Annotated in this window: 23 protein-coding genes and 1 pseudogene; 20 read left to right on the top strand and 4 right to left on the bottom strand. The window is 48.1% G+C overall.

Annotated features, from left to right (window positions below; genetic code table 11):
* The first annotated feature begins 1 nt into the window (after position 1).
* The 4 genes from obgE to HP398_RS09535 all read left to right on the top strand — a co-directional run bounded on the left by obgE (position 2) and on the right by HP398_RS09535 (position 3921).
* Positions 2 to 1279 (top strand): GTPase ObgE, encoded by a 1278-nt coding sequence (gene obgE / locus HP398_RS09520; protein ID WP_173622453.1) that lies wholly within the window; start codon positions 2 to 4, stop codon positions 1277 to 1279.
* Positions 1280 to 1287: 8 nt separating this feature from the next.
* A complete protein-coding gene (locus tag HP398_RS09525) occupies positions 1288 to 1953 on the top strand; it encodes a PilZ domain-containing protein (protein ID WP_017247549.1) in 666 nt (221 codons plus the stop codon).
* 290 nt (positions 1954 to 2243) lie between these two features.
* The gene (locus HP398_RS09530) at positions 2244 to 2699 is read left to right on the top strand and encodes a helical membrane plugin domain-containing protein (protein ID WP_173622454.1); all 456 of its coding nucleotides are present in this window, start codon (positions 2244 to 2246) and stop codon (positions 2697 to 2699) included.
* A gap of 43 nt (positions 2700 to 2742) precedes the next feature.
* Entirely contained in the window at positions 2743 to 3921 is a 1179-nt protein-coding gene (locus tag HP398_RS09535; protein WP_017247550.1) for an NAD(P)/FAD-dependent oxidoreductase, read from the top strand.
* A gap of 50 nt (positions 3922 to 3971) precedes the next feature.
* On the opposite strand, the gene HP398_RS09540 is transcribed toward HP398_RS09535, so the two are convergent.
* A complete protein-coding gene (locus tag HP398_RS09540) occupies positions 3972 to 4124 on the bottom strand; it encodes a hypothetical protein (protein WP_007728640.1) in 153 nt (50 codons plus the stop codon).
* 185 nt (positions 4125 to 4309) lie between these two features.
* On the opposite strand from HP398_RS09540, the gene HP398_RS09545 reads away from it, so the two are divergent.
* From HP398_RS09545 to HP398_RS30885, 6 genes and pseudogenes are all read left to right on the top strand, one after another.
* The gene (locus tag HP398_RS09545; RefSeq protein ID WP_017247551.1) at positions 4310 to 4753 is read left to right on the top strand and encodes an ACT domain-containing protein; all 444 of its coding nucleotides are present in this window, start codon (positions 4310 to 4312) and stop codon (positions 4751 to 4753) included.
* Between the two features lie 38 nt (positions 4754 to 4791).
* Positions 4792 to 6093: a homoserine dehydrogenase gene (locus tag HP398_RS09550; protein ID WP_017247552.1), complete on the top strand. Its 1302-nt coding sequence runs from the start codon at positions 4792 to 4794 to the stop codon at positions 6091 to 6093.
* Entirely contained in the window at positions 6093 to 7175 is a 1083-nt protein-coding gene (gene thrC, locus HP398_RS09555; RefSeq protein WP_173622455.1) for a threonine synthase, read from the top strand. Before HP398_RS09550 ends, thrC begins: the two co-directional genes overlap by 1 nt.
* Positions 7172 to 8101: a homoserine kinase gene (gene thrB / locus HP398_RS09560; protein WP_017247554.1), complete on the top strand. Its 930-nt coding sequence runs from the start codon at positions 7172 to 7174 to the stop codon at positions 8099 to 8101. The genes thrC and thrB overlap by 4 nt, the downstream gene beginning before the upstream one ends.
* 22 nt (positions 8102 to 8123) lie before the next feature.
* Positions 8124 to 8987: a prephenate dehydratase gene (pheA, locus tag HP398_RS09565; RefSeq protein WP_017247555.1), complete on the top strand. Its 864-nt coding sequence runs from the start codon at positions 8124 to 8126 to the stop codon at positions 8985 to 8987.
* A 149-nt stretch (positions 8988 to 9136) separates the two neighbouring features.
* Positions 9137 to 9190 (top strand): annotated as a pseudogene (locus HP398_RS30885) (LysM peptidoglycan-binding domain-containing protein); the annotation flags it as partial.
* Positions 9191 to 9315: 125 nt separating this feature from the next.
* Here the strand turns inward: HP398_RS30885 and HP398_RS30890 are convergent.
* The gene (locus tag HP398_RS30890) at positions 9316 to 9735 is read right to left on the bottom strand and encodes a hypothetical protein (RefSeq protein WP_254475992.1); all 420 of its coding nucleotides are present in this window, start codon (positions 9733 to 9735) and stop codon (positions 9316 to 9318) included.
* Between the two features lie 147 nt (positions 9736 to 9882).
* Here HP398_RS30890 and HP398_RS31170 point away from each other — a divergent pair, with 147 nt between their 5' ends.
* Both HP398_RS31170 and HP398_RS09575 read left to right on the top strand, forming a co-directional pair.
* Positions 9883 to 10569, top strand: a complete 687-nt coding sequence (locus HP398_RS31170) for a prolipoprotein diacylglyceryl transferase (protein WP_256436333.1) — start codon at positions 9883 to 9885, stop codon at positions 10567 to 10569.
* A gap of 183 nt (positions 10570 to 10752) precedes the next feature.
* Positions 10753 to 11781, top strand: coding sequence for a phosphotransferase (locus HP398_RS09575; protein WP_017247559.1), 1029 nt, complete (start codon positions 10753 to 10755; stop codon positions 11779 to 11781).
* 55 nt (positions 11782 to 11836) lie between these two features.
* Here the strand turns inward: HP398_RS09575 and HP398_RS09580 are convergent, their stop codons facing one another.
* Positions 11837 to 13825 (bottom strand): bifunctional 2',3'-cyclic-nucleotide 2'-phosphodiesterase/3'-nucleotidase, encoded by a 1989-nt coding sequence (locus HP398_RS09580; RefSeq protein ID WP_173622457.1) that lies wholly within the window; start codon positions 13823 to 13825, stop codon positions 11837 to 11839.
* A gap of 217 nt (positions 13826 to 14042) precedes the next feature.
* Here HP398_RS09580 and HP398_RS09585 point away from each other — a divergent pair, with 217 nt between their 5' ends.
* The gene (locus tag HP398_RS09585; protein ID WP_017247561.1) at positions 14043 to 14615 is read left to right on the top strand and encodes a BofC C-terminal domain-containing protein; all 573 of its coding nucleotides are present in this window, start codon (positions 14043 to 14045) and stop codon (positions 14613 to 14615) included.
* Positions 14616 to 14701: 86 nt separating this feature from the next.
* Here the strand turns inward: HP398_RS09585 and HP398_RS09590 are convergent, their stop codons facing one another.
* Positions 14702 to 15790, bottom strand: a complete 1089-nt coding sequence (locus HP398_RS09590) for a hypothetical protein (RefSeq protein ID WP_173622458.1) — start codon at positions 15788 to 15790, stop codon at positions 14702 to 14704.
* A 129-nt stretch (positions 15791 to 15919) separates the two neighbouring features.
* Here HP398_RS09590 and HP398_RS09595 point away from each other — a divergent pair, with 129 nt between their 5' ends.
* From HP398_RS09595 to queA, 7 genes are all read left to right on the top strand, one after another.
* Positions 15920 to 16111: a hypothetical protein gene (locus tag HP398_RS09595; RefSeq protein WP_017247563.1), complete on the top strand. Its 192-nt coding sequence runs from the start codon at positions 15920 to 15922 to the stop codon at positions 16109 to 16111.
* A 163-nt stretch (positions 16112 to 16274) separates the two neighbouring features.
* The gene (gene ruvC / locus HP398_RS09600) at positions 16275 to 16775 is read left to right on the top strand and encodes a crossover junction endodeoxyribonuclease RuvC (protein ID WP_017247564.1); all 501 of its coding nucleotides are present in this window, start codon (positions 16275 to 16277) and stop codon (positions 16773 to 16775) included.
* Positions 16772 to 17389: a Holliday junction branch migration protein RuvA gene (ruvA, locus tag HP398_RS09605; protein ID WP_012685581.1), complete on the top strand. Its 618-nt coding sequence runs from the start codon at positions 16772 to 16774 to the stop codon at positions 17387 to 17389. Before ruvC ends, ruvA begins: the two co-directional genes overlap by 4 nt.
* A 4-nt stretch (positions 17390 to 17393) precedes the next feature.
* On the top strand, positions 17394 to 18392 hold the full coding sequence (ruvB, locus tag HP398_RS09610) for a Holliday junction branch migration DNA helicase RuvB (protein ID WP_012685582.1): 999 nt from the start codon (positions 17394 to 17396) through the stop codon (positions 18390 to 18392).
* On the top strand, positions 18389 to 18607 hold the full coding sequence (locus tag HP398_RS09615) for a DUF2905 domain-containing protein (protein ID WP_012685583.1): 219 nt from the start codon (positions 18389 to 18391) through the stop codon (positions 18605 to 18607). Before ruvB ends, HP398_RS09615 begins: the two co-directional genes overlap by 4 nt.
* A 173-nt stretch (positions 18608 to 18780) precedes the next feature.
* A complete protein-coding gene (locus tag HP398_RS09620; protein ID WP_173622459.1) occupies positions 18781 to 20715 on the top strand; it encodes a SpoIID/LytB domain-containing protein in 1935 nt (644 codons plus the stop codon).
* A gap of 43 nt (positions 20716 to 20758) precedes the next feature.
* Positions 20759 to 21787 (top strand): tRNA preQ1(34) S-adenosylmethionine ribosyltransferase-isomerase QueA, encoded by a 1029-nt coding sequence (gene queA / locus HP398_RS09625; RefSeq protein WP_173622460.1) that lies wholly within the window; start codon positions 20759 to 20761, stop codon positions 21785 to 21787.
* Positions 21788 to 21808 lie beyond the last annotated feature (21 nt).

The raw sequence follows: 21808 nt of genomic DNA on the forward strand, positions 1-21808 counted from the left end.
CATGTTTGTCGATCAGGTAAAAGTATATGTAAAAGGCGGGGACGGTGGTAGCGGAGCTGTCTCCTTTCGCCGGGAGAAATACGTACCGCTGGGTGGTCCAGCGGGTGGAGATGGCGGTCAAGGTGGAGATGTCGTGTTTGTCGTGGACGAAGGTCTGCGTACACTGGTAGATTTCCGCTATCAACGACATTTCAAAGCACCTCGCGGAGAGCATGGCCGCAACAAATCTCAGCACGGAGCTGGCGCGGAAGATATGGTCGTGCGCGTGCCACCGGGAACAACTGTCATTGATGATGATACTAAAGAAGTGATTGTCGATCTCGTGGAGCAGGGTCAACGTGCTGTGATCGCAAAAGGCGGACGTGGTGGACGAGGCAATATTCGTTTTGCCAACTCTTCGAATCCAGCCCCACACATCTCGGAGAACGGAGAACCAGGTCAAGAGCGTTACATTGTCATGGAGCTCAAGCTGATTGCAGATGTGGGCTTGGTTGGCTATCCGAGTGTAGGAAAATCCACCTTGCTGTCTAGTGTAACAGCGGCGAAGCCAAAAATTGCAGCGTACCACTTTACGACGCTGACACCGAATCTGGGTGTTGTGGACTTGGGCGAGCAGAGCTTCGTAATGGCTGACTTGCCAGGATTGATTGAAGGCGCGCATGAAGGTGTGGGTCTTGGTCACCAATTCCTGCGTCACGTAGAGCGTACGCGCTTGATCGTTCATGTGATTGACATGGCAGCGGTAGATGGACGCGATCCATACGAGGATTATTTGCAGATCAACCGAGAGCTGACTATGTATAACCTGAAGCTCGAAGATCGTCCGCAAATTGTAGTCGCGAACAAAATGGAACTGCCAGAAGCAGAGGAAAACCTGCGTATTTTCAAGGAAAAGGTTCCAGATGTGAAGGTGTACGAGATCTCTGCTGCAACCCGTCAAGGCGTACAAGAATTGATGTATGCAATCGGGGATGCCTTGGCGACGATTCCGGACAAGCCTGCGGTAGAGGAAGTTGCGGAAGTGGAAGAGCGCGTGGTGTTCCGAGCAGAAAAAGAACCAGAGGAATTCGAGATTACGCGTGATAACGAAGTATTTGTTGTCAGCGGTGAAAAGATCGAGAAGCTCGTACGCATGACCAATCTGACCAGCTATGATGCAGCCCAGCGTTTTGCAAGACAAATGCGCTTTATGGGTGTAGATGATGCTCTGCGCAAGCTGGGAGCAAAAGACGGGGATACCGTTCGGATCGGCAAATTAGAGTTTGACTTTGTGGAGTGACAAAAACCATGATTGATGTCCCATCACTGAACCCATTTTTGGGGGATAAACGACTCCAACGCGGTGCGATGCTACCGCTAATCATCTCCAAGCAGGTGAAGACACCTGTCCAAGTTATGGTTGAACATGCAAAGGGCAGTTATCTCGTAGTTTCCTACGAGATGAAGGCTGAAACGAAAGCAGAGCTTCTCGGATCAACTGTACGCATTCGTTGGGAAACGGATGCGGCAGTGAATACCATTGATTTGGAAGTAGTTTCAGAGCAAACGCTTTGGCCGATCAAGCTTTTAGGGATGATTCCGATTAGTATAGGGGTAGAAATTACACAAAAGCGCAAGCAGGATCCCATCTCCCCAGATCTCGGTATTTCTGTCCCTTACAAGGTGATGGGAGCTAGACCGATCGAAGAAAAAGGCGAGGCAGTGTTGCTGAAATTTTCTCCTACCCGTCTTGTTTTGGGAACGGACGGTTATGTGTCGAAGGGCGATTTTCTCCACTTGTCTTTCAAGATACCGAAGCAAGCGCAGGAGATCGTCATGATGGCGAAAATCGTGGAAAAAACGTTCCAAGACAAACAATCGATCATTGAATTAATCTTTACGGATATCAATGAAAAGCACCATGAACTCATCAAAGATTACTATAAAAAGCTCTCAACTACCGCTTCTTCCTAAGGAAGCGGTTTTTTTCCTTTGATGTTCCTGTGAAGAAGGTATATAGTAGAGTACATAGAGTTCTACATCGAGCCTGTTCACTTCATGATTTGTTGTGTACGCTTTCCTGAATAAATACTTGTGAAATCATTCACTTTTTATTATTCGAATCCGTTTTCTGCTTAACTTTGTGAAAAATGTTACAAGCAATTTTTTACCGGATTTTCAGGGAGAATAGCGGCCGTTACTCGTATGAACAGGCATCGAGAATAAAAGGCCTCTATTCCAAAGCAAAGGAGGACGTTTTTTTTATGTCTCAAACAACTACGCAACAAGCTCAAACTGCTGCTGAAGTAGCAAGCACTGCAACTCTGGCACCAGCGCAGCAACAAGATGTACTCGATCAGTTGATGAAACCAGAAATCCAAGAGTCACTTAACGTATTGGTGGCGAACCTGCCTAAATTGGCAGAACTGACAACTCTTTTGACCAAAACATATGATTTGGTACAAACAGTAGCAAATGATCATGTGTTGATCGACGACATCAAAGGCGGAATGGAAGAGTTCGTAAAACCGATCTCTGATAAAGCGAAAGGTATTGCGCAAGCAGCCATTGAAGCCAATGACCGTGTTCATGTTGAAGAGTCTACTATCGGTTTGTTCGGTATTCTCAAAATGCTCAAGGATCCGCAAGTACAAAAAACTTTGCGTTTCGCACAAGCATTCCTGGAAGTATCAGCAGAACGTCAACAACAAAAACGCTAGTATTTTTTATTATGGAATGTAAGACAAGGACGGAGGATTGGGCATGGCGAAGCATATTCTGATTCTAGGCGGCGGTTATGGCGGTTTGCTCAGCGCATTGACTGCACGTAAATACATGACGGCTGAAGAAGCGTCGATCACGGTGGTAAACCGTTTTCCTACTCACCAAATCATTACGGAACTGCACCGCTTGGCAGTAGGAAACCTGTCTGAACAAAACGTGGCGCTCCCTCTGGAAAGATTGCTGCGTGGCAAAGAGATTAACCTCGTAGTAGACACGGTAGAAAATATTGGTCTCGACTCCCAACGCGTTACACTGGGGAGTGGCGAGTCCATCAAATACGATGCTTTGGTGATTGCGCTGGGTAGTGAAACCGCATTCTTCGGAATCCCAGGTCTGCAAGAGTACAGCTTTACACTGAAGTCGGTAGAAGAAGCAAATCGTCTGCGAGCACACCTCGAAGAGCGCGTGATTGAATACAAGACGAGCAAAAATAAAGCAGATGCTACCTTCGTTGTAGGTGGTGGCGGTCTGACCGGTATCGAGCTGGTTGGGGAATTCGCTGATATGTTGCCAAATCTGTGCCACAAACACGGCGTAGACTTTGCAGACGTATCCATCTACTGCGTAGAAGCAGGTCCATCCATTTTGGCTGGTTTTGCTCCTGACCTGGTTGAACGTGCGAAAACGAGTTTGGAAAAACGCGGTGTTCAGTTCCTGACAGGCGTACCTGTAACGGAAATGAAAGAAACCACAGTTTGTCTGAAAGATGGCGGTACCATTGAAACCAAAACAATGGTATGGACAGGTGGCGTACAAGGAAATCGCGTAGTGGCTGAGTGCGGCGTGGAAGTAAACCGCGGACGTGCAACTGTTACAGAATTCCTGCAATCCACTTCTCACCCTGATGTATTCCTTGCAGGTGACAGTGCGGTCGTAATGGGGCCAGAAGGTCGTCCATTCCCTCCGACTGCGCAACTGGCATGGCAAATGGGCGAAGTAGTAGGTCACAATCTCTTCGCACACTTCAACGGCACCAAAATGGATACCTTCAAACCGGTATTCTCCGGTACATTGGGTAGCCTGGGCCGTAAAGACGCGATCGGAACAATCGGTGCAAGCCAACTGAAGCTGAAAGGTCTGCCTGCAACCTTGATGAAAGAAGCGAGTAACGTTCGCTACTTGACTCATATCAACGGTCTGTCCTCTTTGGCATACTAATCGAATCAGGAAAACCCGGGATCATGGTATCCCGGGTTTTTTGTGTTTGTTTATCCGTTTCCGCTTGGATCTTCAATCACGTTTGGGGATTGTGCCATCTTTTTGCCACGCATGTCATTGCCAAACTGTTCGAGACTGCTTGGCTTACCAGCTGGGTGATTGTTACGGCGCTCCGATTTATCTGACTTTCCACGTCCGGCCATTTGTCTTTCACCTCCTCCATACGATACGCATTATTGTGCGCGAAGAAGCTCCCCCTCATGTAATCAAAGTAAACCAAATGTGATCCGATGAAAAAAAGTGGCGGATAAGGATTGTCACATTCCATGCTTTCCGTTATAATGTCCTCTATGAAGAAACAACTGTTTTTCTCAGGAGGACACAACGCATGAAAAAGGAAGAAAAATTCTACTTGATTCGATCTGACATCCTGCCAGAATCGATTGCCAAAACGATTGAAGCCAAGAAGATGCTGGAATCCGGCGAAGTGGATACTGTGAACGAAGCGGTTGAACGGGTGGGATTGAGCCGCAGTGCTTTTTATAAGTACAAAGATGGCATTTTTCCGTTCAATTCGATGATGAGCGAAAAAATTATGACGTTTACGTTCTCTTTGGATCACATGTCAGGTTACTTGTCCAAAGTGCTCACATATGTAGCAGATCAAGGTGGAAACGTATTGACCATCAATCAGACGATACCACTTCAAGGGATTGCTACTATATCCATGTCAGTCGATATGGCTAATCTTCGCGTATCTAGCACGGAGTTTTTGGATAGCTTGCAGCTGATCCCGGGCGTTCGCAAAGCGATGATCGTCGGTAGAGGCTAAGCAAAAAAACAATCAAAGAAAAGGCAGGGGAGAGAGACATGGAGAAGCAGAGCATTAAATTGGGATTAATGGGTTTTGGAACAGTAGGGACTGGTGTAGTACGCATCATTCAAGCGCATCAGGAGGATTTGCAAAAGCAAACCGGCCTCAGTATTGAGGTTTCCCGTATTCTTGTTCAGGATGCGGAAAAATCTCGCAATATTTCATCCATGGAGGGCGCGCTGACCACAGATCCTGCTAGTCTTTTGGATGATCCAGAAATTGAAGTCATCGTAGAAGTAATTGGTGGCATTCACCCTGCAAAAGAGTACATTTTGGGTGCACTCGAACGAGGCAAGCACGTAGTAACAGCCAACAAGGATCTGATGGCGTTGCACGGAGCCGAAATTTTAGAGAAGGCGCAAGAAAAGGGCTGTGACGTTTTCTACGAGGCAAGCGTGGCTGGTGGAATACCAATTTTGCGTGCGCTAGTAGAGGGGTTTTCCTCAGACCGTATCGCGAAAATGATGGGGATTGTCAACGGGACGACCAATTACATCATGACCAAAATGAGTCAAGAGGGCGCAGAATATAGTGAGGTATTGAAAGAAGCGCAAGCACTGGGCTACGCGGAGCAGGACCCAACCTCCGATGTGGAGGGCTTTGATGCCGCCCGCAAAATGGCGATTCTGGCAACACTGGGCTTCCGTGTACCGATGAAGCTCGAAGATGTGGACGTAAAAGGGATCAGCTCCGTGAGCAAGGAAGATATCGCTTATGGCAAACAACTGGGCTACGAAATCAAGCTGCTCGGCCTGGCTCGTCGTGACGAAGAGGCGATTGAGGTAAGTGTGCAGCCGACTCTGGTTCCAAAATCCCATCCACTCGCTTCCGTAAATGGTGTCTTTAATGCCGTGTACGTACATGGGGAAGCGGTAGGAGAAACCATGTTTTACGGGCCGGGCGCAGGTGAAATGCCGACTGCTACCGCCGTTGTGTCTGACCTGGTCACTGTCGTCAAAAACAGAAAGCTAGGAGTGAATGGACGCGGAATGGTTGCTCCCTACAAAGAAAAAGTATTGAAAGAAGACAGCGAAAAATTCTCTAAATACTTCCTGCGCATCGTAGTTGCAGATAAACGCGGTGTTCTTGCTCAAATTACGCAGCTATTGGCAGACAAAAATATTTCCCTTGAGCAGGTCATCCAGCAACCGTTCAACAACGGACGTGAAGCGGAGATTATCATGATTACACACCTGTCCTCAAAAAGTGACATGGATGCGGTACTGGCTTACATGGAGCAGATGGATATCGTATCAACTGTGCAGAGCTGCTACCGTGTAGAAGGGGGAGACAAATAATGGCTTTTGATCGACAGTCTGGCATCTTGGCACGTTATCAGGAATTTCTCCCGATCACAGAAAAAACTCCGCTGGTCAGCTTGCATGAAGGAAACACACCCCTAATCCATGCTCCGAATCTTTCCAAACAATTGGGGGTGGAGCTGTACGTCAAGTACGAGGGGCTCAATCCGACTGGCTCTTTCAAAGATAGAGGCATGGTCATGGCTGTAGCCAAAGCGGTAGAAGAGGGAAGCAACACAATCATGTGCGCTTCGACGGGAAATACATCAGCAGCAGCAGCTGCGTATGCGGCACGCTCAGGATTGCGTTGCATCGTCCTGATCCCGAACGGCAATATCGCGTTAGGCAAGTTGGCTCAGGCTATCGCCTATGGTGCAGAAGTTATCGCGATTGACGGTAATTTTGATGAAGCGTTGGATATCGTTCGCGAAATCACAGCGAAAGAGCCGATTACACTGGTGAATTCCGTGAACCCTTACCGGATCGAGGGACAAAAGACCGCGGCGTTTGAAGTGTGCGATGCGCTGACGGACGCACCTGACATTTTGGCCATCCCAGTTGGCAACGCAGGAAACATTACAGCATATTGGAAAGGCTTCGAGGAATATTTCGCAGCCAAAAGATCGAGCCGCTTGCCTAAGATGTACGGTTTCCAGGCAGCGGGAGCAGCGCCGTTGGTTCATGGCAAACCAGTAGCCAACCCTGAAACGATTGCGACAGCCATTCGCATTGGTAACCCGGCGAGCAAGGATGGCGCTTTGAATGCCATTTCGAAATCAAGCGGTCTTGTTGATAGTGTAACGGACGAAGAAATTTTGCATGCCTATCATTTGCTGGCGAAGAGTGAAGGTGTGTTTTGTGAGCCTGCCTCGGCAGCATCGCTGGCTGGCATTATCAAGCTGCATGAGGCGGGCAGGCTTCAACCCGGCAGCCAGATCGTGTGTGTACTGACTGGAAACGGACTAAAAGATCCAAATATCGCTTTGAAGCTGGTAGGTGAAGAGCCCCGTTCTGTTCCGGCGACACATGAAGCTGTGATGGAGCTGGTTCGTCAAAGTGGGAGAGAATTTGTATCATGAATGGACAACGTGTAAAAGTAACCATACCAGCAACAACAGCGAATCTGGGACCGGGATTCGATGCGCTGGGAATGGCTTTCCAGTTGTATTCTGTCGTAGAAATGGAAATCAGTGATCATACGACAGTAGAGATGATGGGCAAGGAGCTGCAAGGAACACCGACGGACAAAAACAATCTCCTGTACAAGGTTGCGGCGGGATTGTTTCAAGAAGCAGGTCTCGCCATTCCTGAGCTGGCGATTCGTGCTTCCAGTGATGCTCCCCTGACGAGGGGATTGGGGAGTAGTGCGGCTGCGATTGTAGGTGCACTTGTAGCGGCCAACCATCTCGCTGGCGAACCATTTACTCGTGAGCAATTGTTTGAAAAGGCAACACGCCTAGAAGGGCATCCGGATAATGCGGGAGCTTCGATGTTTGGCGGTATCATTGTTGCGACGATGCCTGAAGTACCAGGAGACCCCATTCCATATGTGCGGTTTTCTGCTCCGGCGGGATTGCAAACACTCGTCGTGATCCCAGAATTCATGCTCTCGACAGAAAAAGCGCGGAACGTCTTGCCGCAGGTGTACAGCAGAGAGGATGTTGTATATAATGTGGGTCATAGTAGTTTGCTAGTTGCTGCACTGGCACAAGGCAGACTCGACCTGATGGGACGGGCAATGTCGGATCGGTTGCATCAGCCGTATCGAGCAAAGCTTGTACCTGGATTGAACGAAATCCTGGACAAAGCGACTGAACACGGGGCACTGGGGGCTGCTTTAAGCGGCGCGGGACCGACGATCCTCTGTTTTTTCTCTTCGGATGAAGAATTAGAGAAGCTGCGTGCATTTGTGGACAGAGTGATGAAAGGGCACGACATCTCGTACCGCGTGATGATCTTGCAACCGGACGAAAATGGCGTACAGGTAGAAATCCATCAGAGATAGACCATAGTGGATAGGAGTAGCCATGGAGAAGAAACTTGCTTTTCTAGGACCGCGTGGAACGTTTACCGAAGAAGCAGCGAGGATATTGTCGCTCGGACAAAAGTTATCTTTCGTTCCGTACCCAAGTATTATTGAAGTACTAGACGCTGTTTCCAAAAAGGAAGTGGCATACGGTGTCGTACCGATGGAAAACTCCATTGAAGGAACAGTCAATTCTACACTGGATTGGCTCATTCACGAAGTAGATTTGCCCATTCTGGCGGAGCTCGCACTACCGATTACGCAAAACTTGCTGGTGGCAAAAAGAGAGCACCCATTGCCTTTGTCAGCGATTACGAGAGTGTTGTCACATCCTCAAGCGATTGCACAAAGCCACAACTTTTTGCGTGAGAATTTGCCGGAAGCAGCGATCGAAACGGTAAACAGTACGGCATTGGCAGCCAAAATGGTGAGTGAGCATCCAGAAGAGCCGTGGGCTGCTGTTGGTACTCGATTGAATGTAGAGATTTATCCATTGGAGTTTGCGCGTGAACAAATTCAAGATTATTCGAATAACTACACGCGTTTTGTTCTCGTTGGTCTGGAAAGTCTTGATCTGCCGGTTTCCCGCAAGGAAAAGACGACGATACTGGTCACGCTGCCGGAAGATTTCCCGGGAGCATTGTATCAAGTGCTGGCTGCTTTTGCTTGGAGAAAGGTCAACTTGTCTCGCATCGAATCACGTCCGACGAAGAGGGCACTCGGAAGCTATTATTTTGTCATCGACATTGAGCAGAAGATGGACGACGTCTTGTTGCCAGGAGCGTTTGCGGAGATTGAAGCCATTGGTTGTCAAGTTCGTCAGCTCGGGACGTATCCATTTTATATGCATCAGACCAATTCCTAGAGGGATTGGTTTTTTCTTTTTCTGGCTCCCTCCCAACAAAGGAGTGGCGTCAAGGAGCAAAACGCCCATGACTGCATACGATGTTAGGGAGTTTGGTGCAAGGGAGGAGAAAAACATTGAGAATACACATCGTCCAAAAAGGCGATACGATGTGGAAGATCGCCAAAAGATATGGCGTCGATTACAAAGAACTGTTACGCCTTAATAGTCAATTAAAAACTCCCGATACAATTTATCCTGGAGCGAGAATCAAGATTCCGGCGAAACAAGTTCCTGTCCGACCACAGCAAAGAACGACGCCCCCCCATCCAATGAGTGAAGCGGCCCCTTATGTGAAAGAAAGACCGATTACGGAAGAGGAAGAGATGGAGGTACCGCAGCAAATCGAAAGGCGGCCAATTGAGCCAGAAGAATCAGGAGAGGTGCAAATCGAATCAAGGGAGGAGATCAGGCCTACTCCACTGCCAGCTCCCATTCCTACGAGGCCACCCAAGGAGATGCCAAGACCACCAGTCCCTTCTGTTTCACCAGAGGTAGTCAGGCCAACAGCACCACCTACATTACCACCTCCACCACCAACACAGCCTATTCCAAAACCAACGGAGCCGATCGAAAAACCAATCGAAAAACCAATCGAAAAACCAATGGAAAAACCAATCGAGAAGCCAACACCGTATAAACCACCGAACATTTCAGGCAAGCCAAATGTGCTTCCTCCGGTTCCTCCTGTTCCTATACGTCCACTCATACCGACTCCACCTCCAACCGGAGTGAGTCCGTATATTTATCCACCAGCGATTCCACCGAATCAAAATGTGCCTAGCATTCCATATAGACCACCAACTCAGGTCTTGCCATTACAGCCTACAAGACCGCCAGCATATGCATGCCCACCTTGCCCACAGCCAAATTATCCACCACAACGGGTAAGTCCATTGCAACCGATGCAGCCAAACTATCCACCACCACGGGTAAGTCCGTTGCAACCGATGCAGCCAAACTATCCACCACCACGGGTAAGTCCGTTGCAACCGATGCAGCCAAACTACCCACCACGAGTAAGTCCGTTGCAACCGATGCAGCCAAATTATCCACCACCGCGGGTGAGTCCGTTGCAACCGATGCAGCCAAACTATCCACCATCACGGGTGAGTCCGTTGCGGCCGATGAAGCCGCCTTCAAAGGTGAGCCCACAACAGCAGCTCAAGCCACCTTCAAAAGTGAGTCCGCAACAGAAGCTGAAGCCATCGACGAGGGTAAGTCCAGAGCAAGAGCGCAGGCCAATGCCACAGGTGCGTCCGTTCCCGCCATTCCCACCGCCGTTCATGCCACCATGCCCGCCATTTCCGCCTTGCCCACCGTTCGGGAACCCGTGGATGGGCCCGTTTTATCCAAATCGACGACCGATTGTGAGTCCAGAACAAATGCGACCAATCAATCCATTTCCAATTGTCCCACCACCAATCAGACCGATGCCGCCGTTTCCTTATCCATGCCCACCACCATTTCCACCCATGCCATTAAAGCGGCCACGAGCGAAAAGGCCTGTGTGCCCGGAACCAGTGGAGTCATCATCATGTGAGTGTTCTTCTGAAGTCCGGGAGTACAAAGGCCGAAAAGGCAAGTACAATCGTTCTCCACAGGATATTCACAATAACATGATGTTCCCGCCTTCCCCGTGTATGGCTACCATGCCTGAACAAGGGGTTTGGCCGAACTGGGGAGATGGGCATGAAGATTCCTCTTCTTACTGAGAGGGTATGGGATGAACAAAGGAATCTTATCCACCATTGAAAAGGCTTTTCGCTGTCAAATCTACGGTGTGAAGCCGAAGCGAAACGTCAACCTGTTAAAAACAGACAGGGGCCACTGGATACTCAAAGGATATAAGCAGGTCGAAAAAGCTGTGTGGGTGACAGAGTTAGCGGATGCACTACATGAGAAGGGCTTTCATCATACTGTGCAGTATGTGGAGAATCATGAAGGATCCAAAATTTTTGCATTTGAAGACCGTCATTACACCATCATGAAAATGATTGATGGGCATGAAGCAGATAACGCTTCTCTTTTCGATGTCAAAAAAACAGCAGAAACATTAGCCCGTTTTCATGTTGCAGCTCAGGGTTTTCCTATTGCTCATACGTATGCGTATGAAGGAAAACCGGCTCTTTTAGATAAATGGGAGAGCCGCTTGGAATACTTTGAGCGGTTGATGTGGTCGATTGAACAGAAAGGACCCCAGAGCAAACTGGAGCAACTCATTTCGCACCAGGCAGATCACGTTCTTCGAGATGGCAAGGAGCTGCTGCAATCTGCCTACAAGCTGCCTTTGACGCCAGAAATGTTTTTAGCCATGGAGAAGGGGACACTCGCGCACAGAGACGTGGCGAGTCATAACTTTCTGCTTACGGAGCGAGGCAATTGCTATTTGATTGACCTTGATACAGTAGGTCATGATCTTCAGCTTGTTGACCTTGTACAATTAATGTCACGAATGCTGTTGATGCAAGACTACCGCATGGATTCCTTTGTGGAAGCGATGGAAGCCTATAGTAACATCAACTATTTATCTGATACCCAGATATGGGCTGTTCATCAATTGCTTCGCTATCCGGATAATTTCTTGCGGGAGGTAACGGGCTTGTATAGTCAGCGCCCAGGCTACCACATGAAGGGCGTCATGCAGCTGATCCAAATGGAAGGCAAAGTGATGGCGAATCGCCAACGTTTTTTAAACGATGGAGAACGAATTTTCCAGCACTCTCCATGGGGGCATTACCATTTTGTCGGATAGTCGGATAAAACAAAACATCCCTCTCGAAAGAGGGATGTTTGTGTTGGTGACAAGCTTACTTGGAAGCAGGCTTGGACAGATCAATAGAGAATTTCGCAAACCCAGTTTCCAATACGTTGATGAACTTGATATTGGACAATTTTTCAGCGAATGGTTTCGCGTCAGGAGAAGAAGTGAATGTAACGTTCAGCTTCGCATTTACTGGAGCAAAAGACCAGTTGTTGTCTGCTGCTGGGTCGATATTTTTTTGGTTCAGGATGTAGTCGATTACGATTTGACGGTTTTCATCTGGAGAATCGATTACGATGTTTTTGCCATCCAGACCTGGGAACGCACCGCCGCCGCTTGCACGGTAGTTGTTCGTTACGACGATGAATTTGTCTTCAGGTTTTACTGGTTTGCCATTAAAAGACAGGTTTTTGATGCGGTTTGCATCTTTGCTTGCTACTTTTCCATCTACAGCGTATTTGGATGGCTGTGTAACATCGATTTGATAAGTAACACCGTCGATTACATCAAAGTTGTACGTTGGGAAAGACTCGTTGATGAGTGGTTGCTCATCCGTTTTCTTCAGATCGATTTGGTTGAACTGTCCAGCGGAACGCTCCAACCATTCTTTCACCGTAGCTCCATCGACCAGAACCGCTTTCAATGTGTTCGGGTAGATGTACAGGTCAGATACGTTTTTGATGGCGATTGTACCAGCTGGGATATTGGAGTAGTAGCTTACCCCGTTACGGCCGCCTGCTTTAAATGGTGCACCAGCAGACAGAACAGGAATGCCTTCGTATTCTGTACCCTTCACGTTTTTCTCAACGAACCATTTTTGTGCATTGGTTACGATTTGGATAGATGGATCATCTTGCACAAGTGCAAAGTAGCTGAAGATCGGGGAAGATGTTTTCCCTACAGCAGAACGAACCCATTCAACTGTTTTATCGTGATCTTCTTTTACTGCATCTACGATAGTTTTGTCTGCATCAGCCAAGGATGCTTTGTTCGCTTTGTCATAGATTGGAACTACTTTGGTAGCGGACTCAGCCACTTTCCATTTTCCATTTTCTTGTTTCAGCGTCAGGTCGATCACACCGAGGTGGTTACCCCAGAAGCCAGGCATAACGGCTGGTTTACCATTGATCGTTCCTTTTTCTGCATCAACGCCTGGAATTTTATCGAATCCAGGACCAGGGAATACGGAGTGGGAGTGTCCGAACAGGATCGCGTCGATACCATCTACTTTGCTCAGTTGGTAGCTAGCATTCTCCAATTGAGGACCACCCTCGGTAGGGCCAATTCCGGAGTGAGGAACCGCGATGATGATGTCTGCACCTTTTTTCTTCATTTCAGGTACGAATTTGTTGGCAGTTTCTACGATGTCTTTCGCGATAACTTTTCCTTCCAGGTTAGCCTTGTCCCACTGCATAATTTGTGGTGGAACAAAACCGATTACGCCTACTTTGAGTTTTACATCTTTGCCGTTCTCATCTTTAAATGTGCGCTCCAGGATTTCGTAAGGAGTGTACATGTTTTTGTCATTGTCAGGGTTTTTGTCCTTGTCGTCTACATACACGTTGGAGTTTATGTAAGGGAATTTTGCACCCTTCAAGCTGGTATCCAAGAACTCCAAACCAAAGTTGAACTCGTGGTTACCGATATTGGCAACATCATAGTCCATCAGGTTCATTGCTTTGTAAGCAGGGTGAGTGTCTCCAGCTTTCAACGGGTCGATTTTTGCCACGTAGTCGCCCAATGGGTTTCCTTGCAACAAGTCACCGTTGTCGATCAGGATGCTGTTTTTCGCTTCTTCTCTTGCTTTTTTGACCAGTGTCGCTGTTTTTGCGAGGCCAAACTCGTCTGTGTTTTTGTCTTGATAGTAGTCATAGTTAACGATGTTGGTGTGGATATCTGTCGTTTCCAACAGGCGGAGCTTCAGGACAGAATCTGTTTGTGCGCTTACAGGAGTAATAGGAAAAGAGAGAGCGCCAACAACCAAAGAAGTGCTGAGGAGGAAAGCAGTCAGCATTTTTTTGTTCGTTTTTTTCATGTTTGAAATGACCTCCATAAGTTTACAATAATGCCAAGCAAAAATAGTTTATCATTAGAATAGGACGCTGGATAGATAGCTAGATGAAATAGTATATTAATTTTTTGTATTGACAAAAATAAAAAAATATAACGTCAATCCGCCATAGGTCGCGTATGCCCCTCTTTCTTTGTGGTAATGATAGGAAGAAAAGCCTATATAAAAGAAGGGGTTCTATGTGACAGAGAAAAAACAGTGGGTGGTTTACGCGACATGGGGTGCAGCATTAGCCACTGGCGTCGTAATCGGTATCCTGTTAGTAGGAAAGGACGGAAACGATTCGGGTCTTGCTCGTTTACTGAACCATTCAGGCAAAGCAGATGTAGTCGCGGGGACGTCGTACGAACTGGTTTTAGCTCGCCATTATTTGTGTGGGGTGCGAGACGAAGAACATGTGGCAGTTCGTACCAATCAACTGGCAGACGTCATGGGCAACTATAATGGATGGGAAATTGTACAAGCAGAACCTGTCAAGATGATCTTAATGAAACGCGAGCAGGATATAGCGCCAGCGTGCAAGGAGAATGGACATATCGGAATAGCGTCAGACGGCATGCTTGCCCTGTTTCATGGTCTGCCTGCTGAACAAGATGTCGTACAGACCTTTTATCGAATCGATACAGCAAAAATGGAAGCGAGTCTGCCAAAAGAGGAATGGGAGAATCTGAAACGAGGGATTCGCATTCGGAATCTGGCAGAGTATAACAGTGTATTGTCCACCTATGGCGAATACCAATGGAGTGGCCAATGAAAACGGGTGGACCTAAAAGAAATCCCTTTCGAGCCTTTCGTGTAACAAGCACGTATTGGACTGGAAAGGGATTTTTGTTTCAATTGCTATGGATTCAGTTCAACCGCAATGATTCGCCAGCGTTCCCCCGGGACTTCGCGGCGCAAAAGAAACTTCCATGTTCGTCGGAAATTACCGCCTTCCCGGGCGATGTACGTGAGCCGAACAGGAACCTCTATCAAGAGGGGGCCACGTTCATCTGACGGGATGACGATTTCTGACGTTCGCACAGATTCGATCGCGGACAGCCCTTCAGGAAGTGTGAATCCGTCCGTTGTCATTCGCATTGCATGGGTGTCGTGCTCATGCAACGCGGTGAGGAAATAACCGACCAGCTCTTCTGGAGACGCCCCTTTTATTGTAGTCGCAAGTGCTCCGGAGGCTTTTAGAATCATCATGCTGTGACTAGGATCGGGCTCTGTGCGTCGATGGGTGGAGCTGCCGAAAAAGTGGATGCAAAAATGCCCCGGGAATTCATTTCCTTTAATCGCGCCAGCGCCGTGAGGCATTCCGTGCATGGATGCTGCAAAATAAGTACCGTCTACCTCTACCAGAATAGCTCTGCGCTTCCACGACCATTTTCCCTGATAAATGTTCTTCATGATCTGTGTATCCTTGCGTGTCAACGGTTGGACATCGGCATGGCGACTACCTGCTCTGCGCTGGACATCAAAACGTTGTCCTGTCTCTAAATCAATCACGGTACCGAATTCCATCCGTTTCAACGTTTTTTTCACCTGTTCCCAGGGTATGGCATGTGCAAAATGGACTGCCTCAACGGACTTGGCCATTTCTTCGATCCGCTGGCGAACATCGTTTGCCAAAACATAACGGCGGGGCATTTCTTTTTCATAAAGCTGTCCATCGTGATCATATACATACGTTCGTTTTTTTACGGTCAGTGTAGCTCGTATCCAGTGGGGGTTGTAGGAGGCGACTTCGGTAGTAGAGCCTAATAGCCGCTTCGTAAATTGCTTTTGATCACGGAAGGACATGGTCGTTTGGAAAGAGGACTCAGGTGAGACTGAAACGGTGACCGTGATGTCATTCTTGACCTTGGCAAATGCAGAGTGTGGCATTGACAGTGCGATTACGAAAAGGCATATACAAAAAATAAGGACTTTGCTTCGCAACAACCAACACCTCCACTGCTTATCGTTTCAATTAAATGTCTGACTCATGTTGCGTAAATCTTGGTATCATAACGCCCTTGCGCTTACGCCATACTGATTTCATACGGTGATCGAAGGAGGAGTCTTTAGACCATGTCTACCATGCCTAGAGGTAGCTACAAAGACCAGTTCCATCAGCGTTTGTACGTTCAGTTGAACCAGGGGCACAACAAGCTCAATTACCAACAGATCAACAAGATCAAAGAGCACATGCAAAGTGGCGTGGACGAATATGCCCACTTGCAGCATGATGTGTCGGATTCACTCGGAATGAACAAACACTAACAGACACCGTATAACCCGTTCCTTTTATAAGGAGCGGGTTTTTTATAAGATTGTTCAAAAAGTCGACTTTTTGAACTCGGATATAAAATGGAAATACACGTTCGCTTTCTGGATGCTTTGTGTTACAGTAGAGAGTAGAATCTTTGCTCACGGAGAGTGGACTATGCGCATTTTAGGAATTGACCCTGGTATTGCGATTGTTGGCTTCGGGGTTGTGGATAAAGAGGGCAGCCAATTGCGTCCCGTCCAATATGGAAGCATCCAGACAGAAGCAGGATTGTCAGTACCGCTTAGATTGAAACAGATTTTTGAGGCAATGCAGAGCCTTCTGGAAACATATCGTCCCGATGAAATGTCGGTCGAAAAACTTTTCTTTAATAAAAATGTGACGACGGCTTTTACAGTTGGTCAAGCGCGAGGGGTTATTTTGCTTGCGGCAGAGCTGGCTGGTGTGCCGGTCTATGAATATACCCCGATGCAGGTCAAGCAAGCCGTGACTGGCTACGGGGGAGCAGAGAAGAAACAAATTCAGGAAATGACGAAGCTCCTATTGCGGTTAAAAGAAGTACCAAAGCCTGACGACGTGGCGGACGCATTGGGTATTGCTATTACGCACGCACAGTTTCGCGCGTTCATTTCCATTTCGGAAGGGGTCAAGAAATGATTGATTTTGTAGAAGGTACACTTAGTTATCTCGATTCGGAATACATAGTTATCGAAACGGGCGGAATTGGTTATCGACTGTTTTGCCCAAACCCGTACCAATTCGTTCGGTATGAAGGCAACAAAACCAAATTGTTTACCCACCACCATGTGCGGGAGGATGCCATTCTGCTGTACGGCTTCGCTACCCGTGACGAACGCGATTTGTTCCGTAAACTGCTTGATGTTAGCGGAATCGGGCCAAAGGGCGGATTGGCCATTCTGGCTGCAGCGACGCCTGAGCAGTTGGTGATGGCGGTTCAACAGGAGAATGTTACCTATTTGACGAAATTTCCGGGGATTGGGAAAAAGACTGCCCAGCGCATTATCCTTGATTTGAAGGATAAATTGGTAGGATACACACCATCTGCGATTTTGACTGTTGCAGCGGGTGATTTGACAGCAGGCGAGCAAGCTGTATCTGCACTGAACGAAGCGCTCGATGCATTGACCGCACTGGGTTACTCTGATGGTGAACTGCAAAAAATCAGAAACACGCTGTCTGAGAAATCAAAAGAGGGCGATGGTGTAGAAAAGCTCATCAAACAAGGGCTTGCGTTGCTCATGAGGGGGTAGGATTTTGGATTCTCGGATCATCACGACGCATATGAATTGGGAAGAAGATGCGGCGGAGCTGAGCCTCCGTCCTCGCTATTTAAACGAATACATCGGTCAACAACACGTAAAGGAAAACCTGAAAATTTTTATTGAAGCAGCGAAAATGCGAAAAGAGTCATTGGATCACGTACTGCTGTACGGTCCGCCTGGTCTAGGGAAGACGACCTTGTCGCAAATTATCGCAAATGAGCTGGGTGTGAACATCCGCACGACGTCAGGTCCGGCTATTGAGCGTCCGGGTGATTTGGCGGCGATTTTGACGAATTTGCAAGAAGGCGACGTCCTGTTTATCGACGAGATTCACAGGCTCAACCGAAGCGTCGAGGAAGTTTTGTATCCGGCTATGGAGGATTTTGCGCTGGACATCATTATCGGTAAGGGGCCAAGCGCTCGCAGTGTTCGTTTGGATTTGCCGCCCTTTACACTGGTTGGGGCCACGACGCGAGCTGGAATGCTGTCCGCGCCGCTTCGAGATCGCTTTGGGGTTGTAAATCGCCTGGAGTTTTATACAGTTCCGGAACTGACCTTTATCGTTTCGAGGGCAGCCGACATCTTGCAGGTCGTCATTCGAGAAGGCGGGGCAGAGGAGATTGCCAGACGTTCGCGTGGAACACCCCGGGTGGCAAACCGTTTGCTGAAGCGGGTTCGCGATTTTGCCCAAGTAAAAGGTGAAGGCGTCATTACGACAGAGATTGCCAAAGAAGCACTGGAAAGATTGCAAGTGGATGCCTGTGGTCTTGATCATATTGACCATAAACTGTTGCTAGCGATTATTGATCGCTTTGACGGTGGACCGGTTGGGCTGGATACAATCGCAGCAACAATTGGAGAAGAGTCACAAACGGTGGAAGATGTTTGCGAGCCATATCTCATGCAGATCGGCTTTATGCAGCGGACGCCGCGGGGGCGTGTACTCACCCCGAGTGCGTACCAACACTTTGGTCGGGAGATGAAATCGTGAATCCTGTAGCCAAGCTACTTATTATTGGTGGTGCTGCTTTAATCGTAATCGGTCTTTTGTGGCAGGTAGGAGGCAGATTTTTGCCACTGGGGCGTTTGCCGGGAGATATCGTGGTAGAAAAGGAAAACGTCAAGTTCTACTTTCCGATTGTGACTTGTATTGTGATTAGCATCGTCCTGTCTCTTGGCATGTATTTATTCCGGCTGTTTAAATAGGCAAGTGTGAAGGCCATCGGAGCTCATTGTTCCGGTGGTCTTTTTGCATGCGGGTGTTTGGTCCCATTTTACCAAAAAGGCAGGAGATCAGCCTGCGATTGTCGAAAAACATGGGAAGACATGCCAATTTTTGACGAAATCAAGCTTAGACAAAATCAGGTGGAGAAAGGACAATGGACGACATGAGAAAGAAATGGATGGGGAAAGTCCTTTCGGTGGGCCTGCTATCAGTAGTTCTCGTAGGAGGACAAGTACCAGCGCAGGCTGCCGGCGACAATATCAGAGTTGCGCTATTTGTCGATACAGGACAAGGCTATCGGGGAGTAGTTCCTTCCGTTACGCTAACTGCTGAAAATGGAATGGGAGTCGTGCTCAATGGACCCGAGGGCAAGACAGATTTACCTGAATTAAAGGGAGATGCAGCTCGTTACCGGGTTGATGAATATCATTTGATCGTTGCCGAAACAGGTGACTGGAATCGCGCACAGCAGATTGCACAGCAAATGAGCCAACGAAAATACGAGGGCTCAATCCAGATGACAAAACGTAACAGTCAGACCGTCTATCAGGTCGTAAGCGGAACGTATGACACGTATCAGGCTGCAGCCAATCAGGCAAAAACGGTTGCCCAAGCAATCGGGCAGAATCCGCTGGTAAAAGGTCCGCATCGACTCGAAGCGGGTAAATTCAAAAGCTTAAAGGAAGCGCAAGAATGGCAAGCATCATTTGAAGCAGCCGGTATTCCTGCTTATCCCGTGATGGTATCAGATGGGGATAAAGTCAAATATGCGGTTTGGATCGGAGACGAGGTTAGTCCTGATGCTGTGAAAGAATTGAAACGAAGAGCAAACGCCGCATTTCCTTCTTTCTCCTATCAGGAGCCAGCCAGTCAATCTTATGTTATATTGAAGCAGGATGTATACGGATCACCAGATGAAATGATTTGGAAATATGTATTCTCCCCTCAAGTAAAGCTGACAGTTGAAGCGAATAAAGCAGGCGATGAATCGGTGATTGGCGTTGTAGAACGAGAGCAGCGCACATATCGCGGCGAGATGGAGCTGTCGGAATACAATGGTCACTTGACGCTAGTAAATGAGCTTCCAATGGAAGAATATTTATATGGAGTCGTTGGCTCTGAGATGGCTCAAGGCTGGCCGGTGGAAGCTTTGAAAACACAGGCGGTCCTGTCGAGAACTCGTGCTGTGTGGCAAGGCAATAAGTATGAAGTTGCCAATGTGTCCGATACGGTTTTCGAACAGGCGTATTATGGCTATACAAAAGAGTCTGATGATGTACGTGAGGCTGTCGACGAGACAGAAGGCGAAATCATTTACTACCAAGGCAAACCAGCTGAGTCGCTCTTCTATTCCAATGCGGGCGGTATGACGGCGGACGGCACAGAAGTATGGGGCAATCCAGTTCCTTATTTGCGATCTGTCGAGAGTAAAGACACATATCCAATGGACAATGCGAGCGTATGGTATCGCGTGGCTTTAGCAGATGGATCGCTCGGCTATGTAAGAAATGATCTAGTCACCGAAACAGGCCAGAGCAATTCAGAGGGACAAAGAATAGCGGTCATTTCGACCGAGAATACCAATTTGCGCTCAGGTCCAAGCACAACAACTCATCGTGTGTTGTCGGTACTCCCTACTGGCGCAGAAGTAACAATCCTCTCAGAAGTAAAAGAAGAAAATGCGTATTCGTGGACGCGTGGACCGTTTACCTCTACAGAGGTTGCAGCCATGATCAATGCCGCGCATGACAAGAACAAAGCTCCACGCATTTCAGGGAACGTAACGAGCCTGAAAGTGACAGAACGCGGTCCATCTGGACGTGTGATCGCGATGGAAGCAAATGGGACGCCGATCGTCGTATCTTCACCGGATGCTTTCCGATCTGTTTTTCAACAAGGTGGCTCCTCTCTGCGCAGCACGAAGTTTGAAGTAGAAATGATCAATGGTTCGCAATTCATCTTCCGTGGTACTGGCTTTGGGCACGGACTTGGTGTTTCGCAATACGGAGCTCGTGCGATGGCAGAGGAAGGGTATGACTACAAAGATATCTTGCAACACTACTACCAGGATGTGACAATCGAAAAGTAAGTCGTTTGCCACAAGATCTACCGCAAAAAGGAGTAACGATTTCGTGGACGTGCAACAATTTGATTTTGATTTGCCGGAGCATTTGATTGCCCAGCACCCGTTAGAAGACCGAACATCATCGAGATTGCTCGTATTAGAGAAACAAACAGGTAATATCGTTCATCAGCAATTTACCAATTTAATCGATCACCTCCAGGCAGGGGATGTACTCGTCATGAATGACAGCCGCGTTTTACCTGCCAGATTGATTGGAGAAAAGGCGGAGACTGGTGCAAAAATAGAAATCCTTTTGTTGAAATCACTGGGGGATGATCGCTGGGAGACGCTGGTGAAGCCCGGGAAGCGGATGAAGCCGGGGACAGAAGTGGTTTTTGGTAACGGTCTATTGCGTTGTCTATGTGAAGACGTGACAGAGACGGGTGGACGAATCGTGCGCTTTTTGTACGAGGGTATCTTTTATGAGATTCTCGACCAATTAGGCTCGATGCCTTTGCCTCCGTATATTCACGCACAACTGGAGGACAGTGAGCGTTACCAGACAGTCTATGCGAAGGAGCGCGGCTCGGCAGCAGCTCCGACAGCCGGTCTCCATTTCACGAAGCCGTACTTGGAGCAAATCGCTGCCAAAGGCGTACAGCTGGCTTACGTGACCCTGCATGTGGGACTTGGGACTTTTCGCCCTGTATCAGCCGATTCCGTGGAAGAGCATGTCATGCACGCGGAGTACTATGAGATTCCCGAGGAAACAGTAAAGCTGGTGAATCAGGCAAAAGCAGAAGGTAGAAGAGTAATCGCTGTCGGGACGACATCATGCCGCACATTGGAGACAGTAGGGCGCGCGAATGGAGGAAAGCTGGTCGCAACCTCTGGTTGGACGGATATTTTCATTTATCCGGGCTACACGTTTTCCATTCTGGACGGGCTCCTGACGAATTTCCACTTGCCGAAGTCTACGCTGGTTATGTTAGTGAGTGCTTTGGCTGGAAAAGAAAATGTGATGCGTGCCTACAAAACGGCTGTGGAAGAGGAGTATCGCTTTTTCAGTTTTGGCGATGCGATGTTCATTTTATAAAAATGTGAACAACCCACCTGT

It is taken from the genome of Brevibacillus sp. HB1.4B (genome assembly GCF_013284285.1).
Taxonomy (GTDB): Bacteria; Bacillota; Bacilli; order Brevibacillales; family Brevibacillaceae; genus Brevibacillus; species Brevibacillus porteri.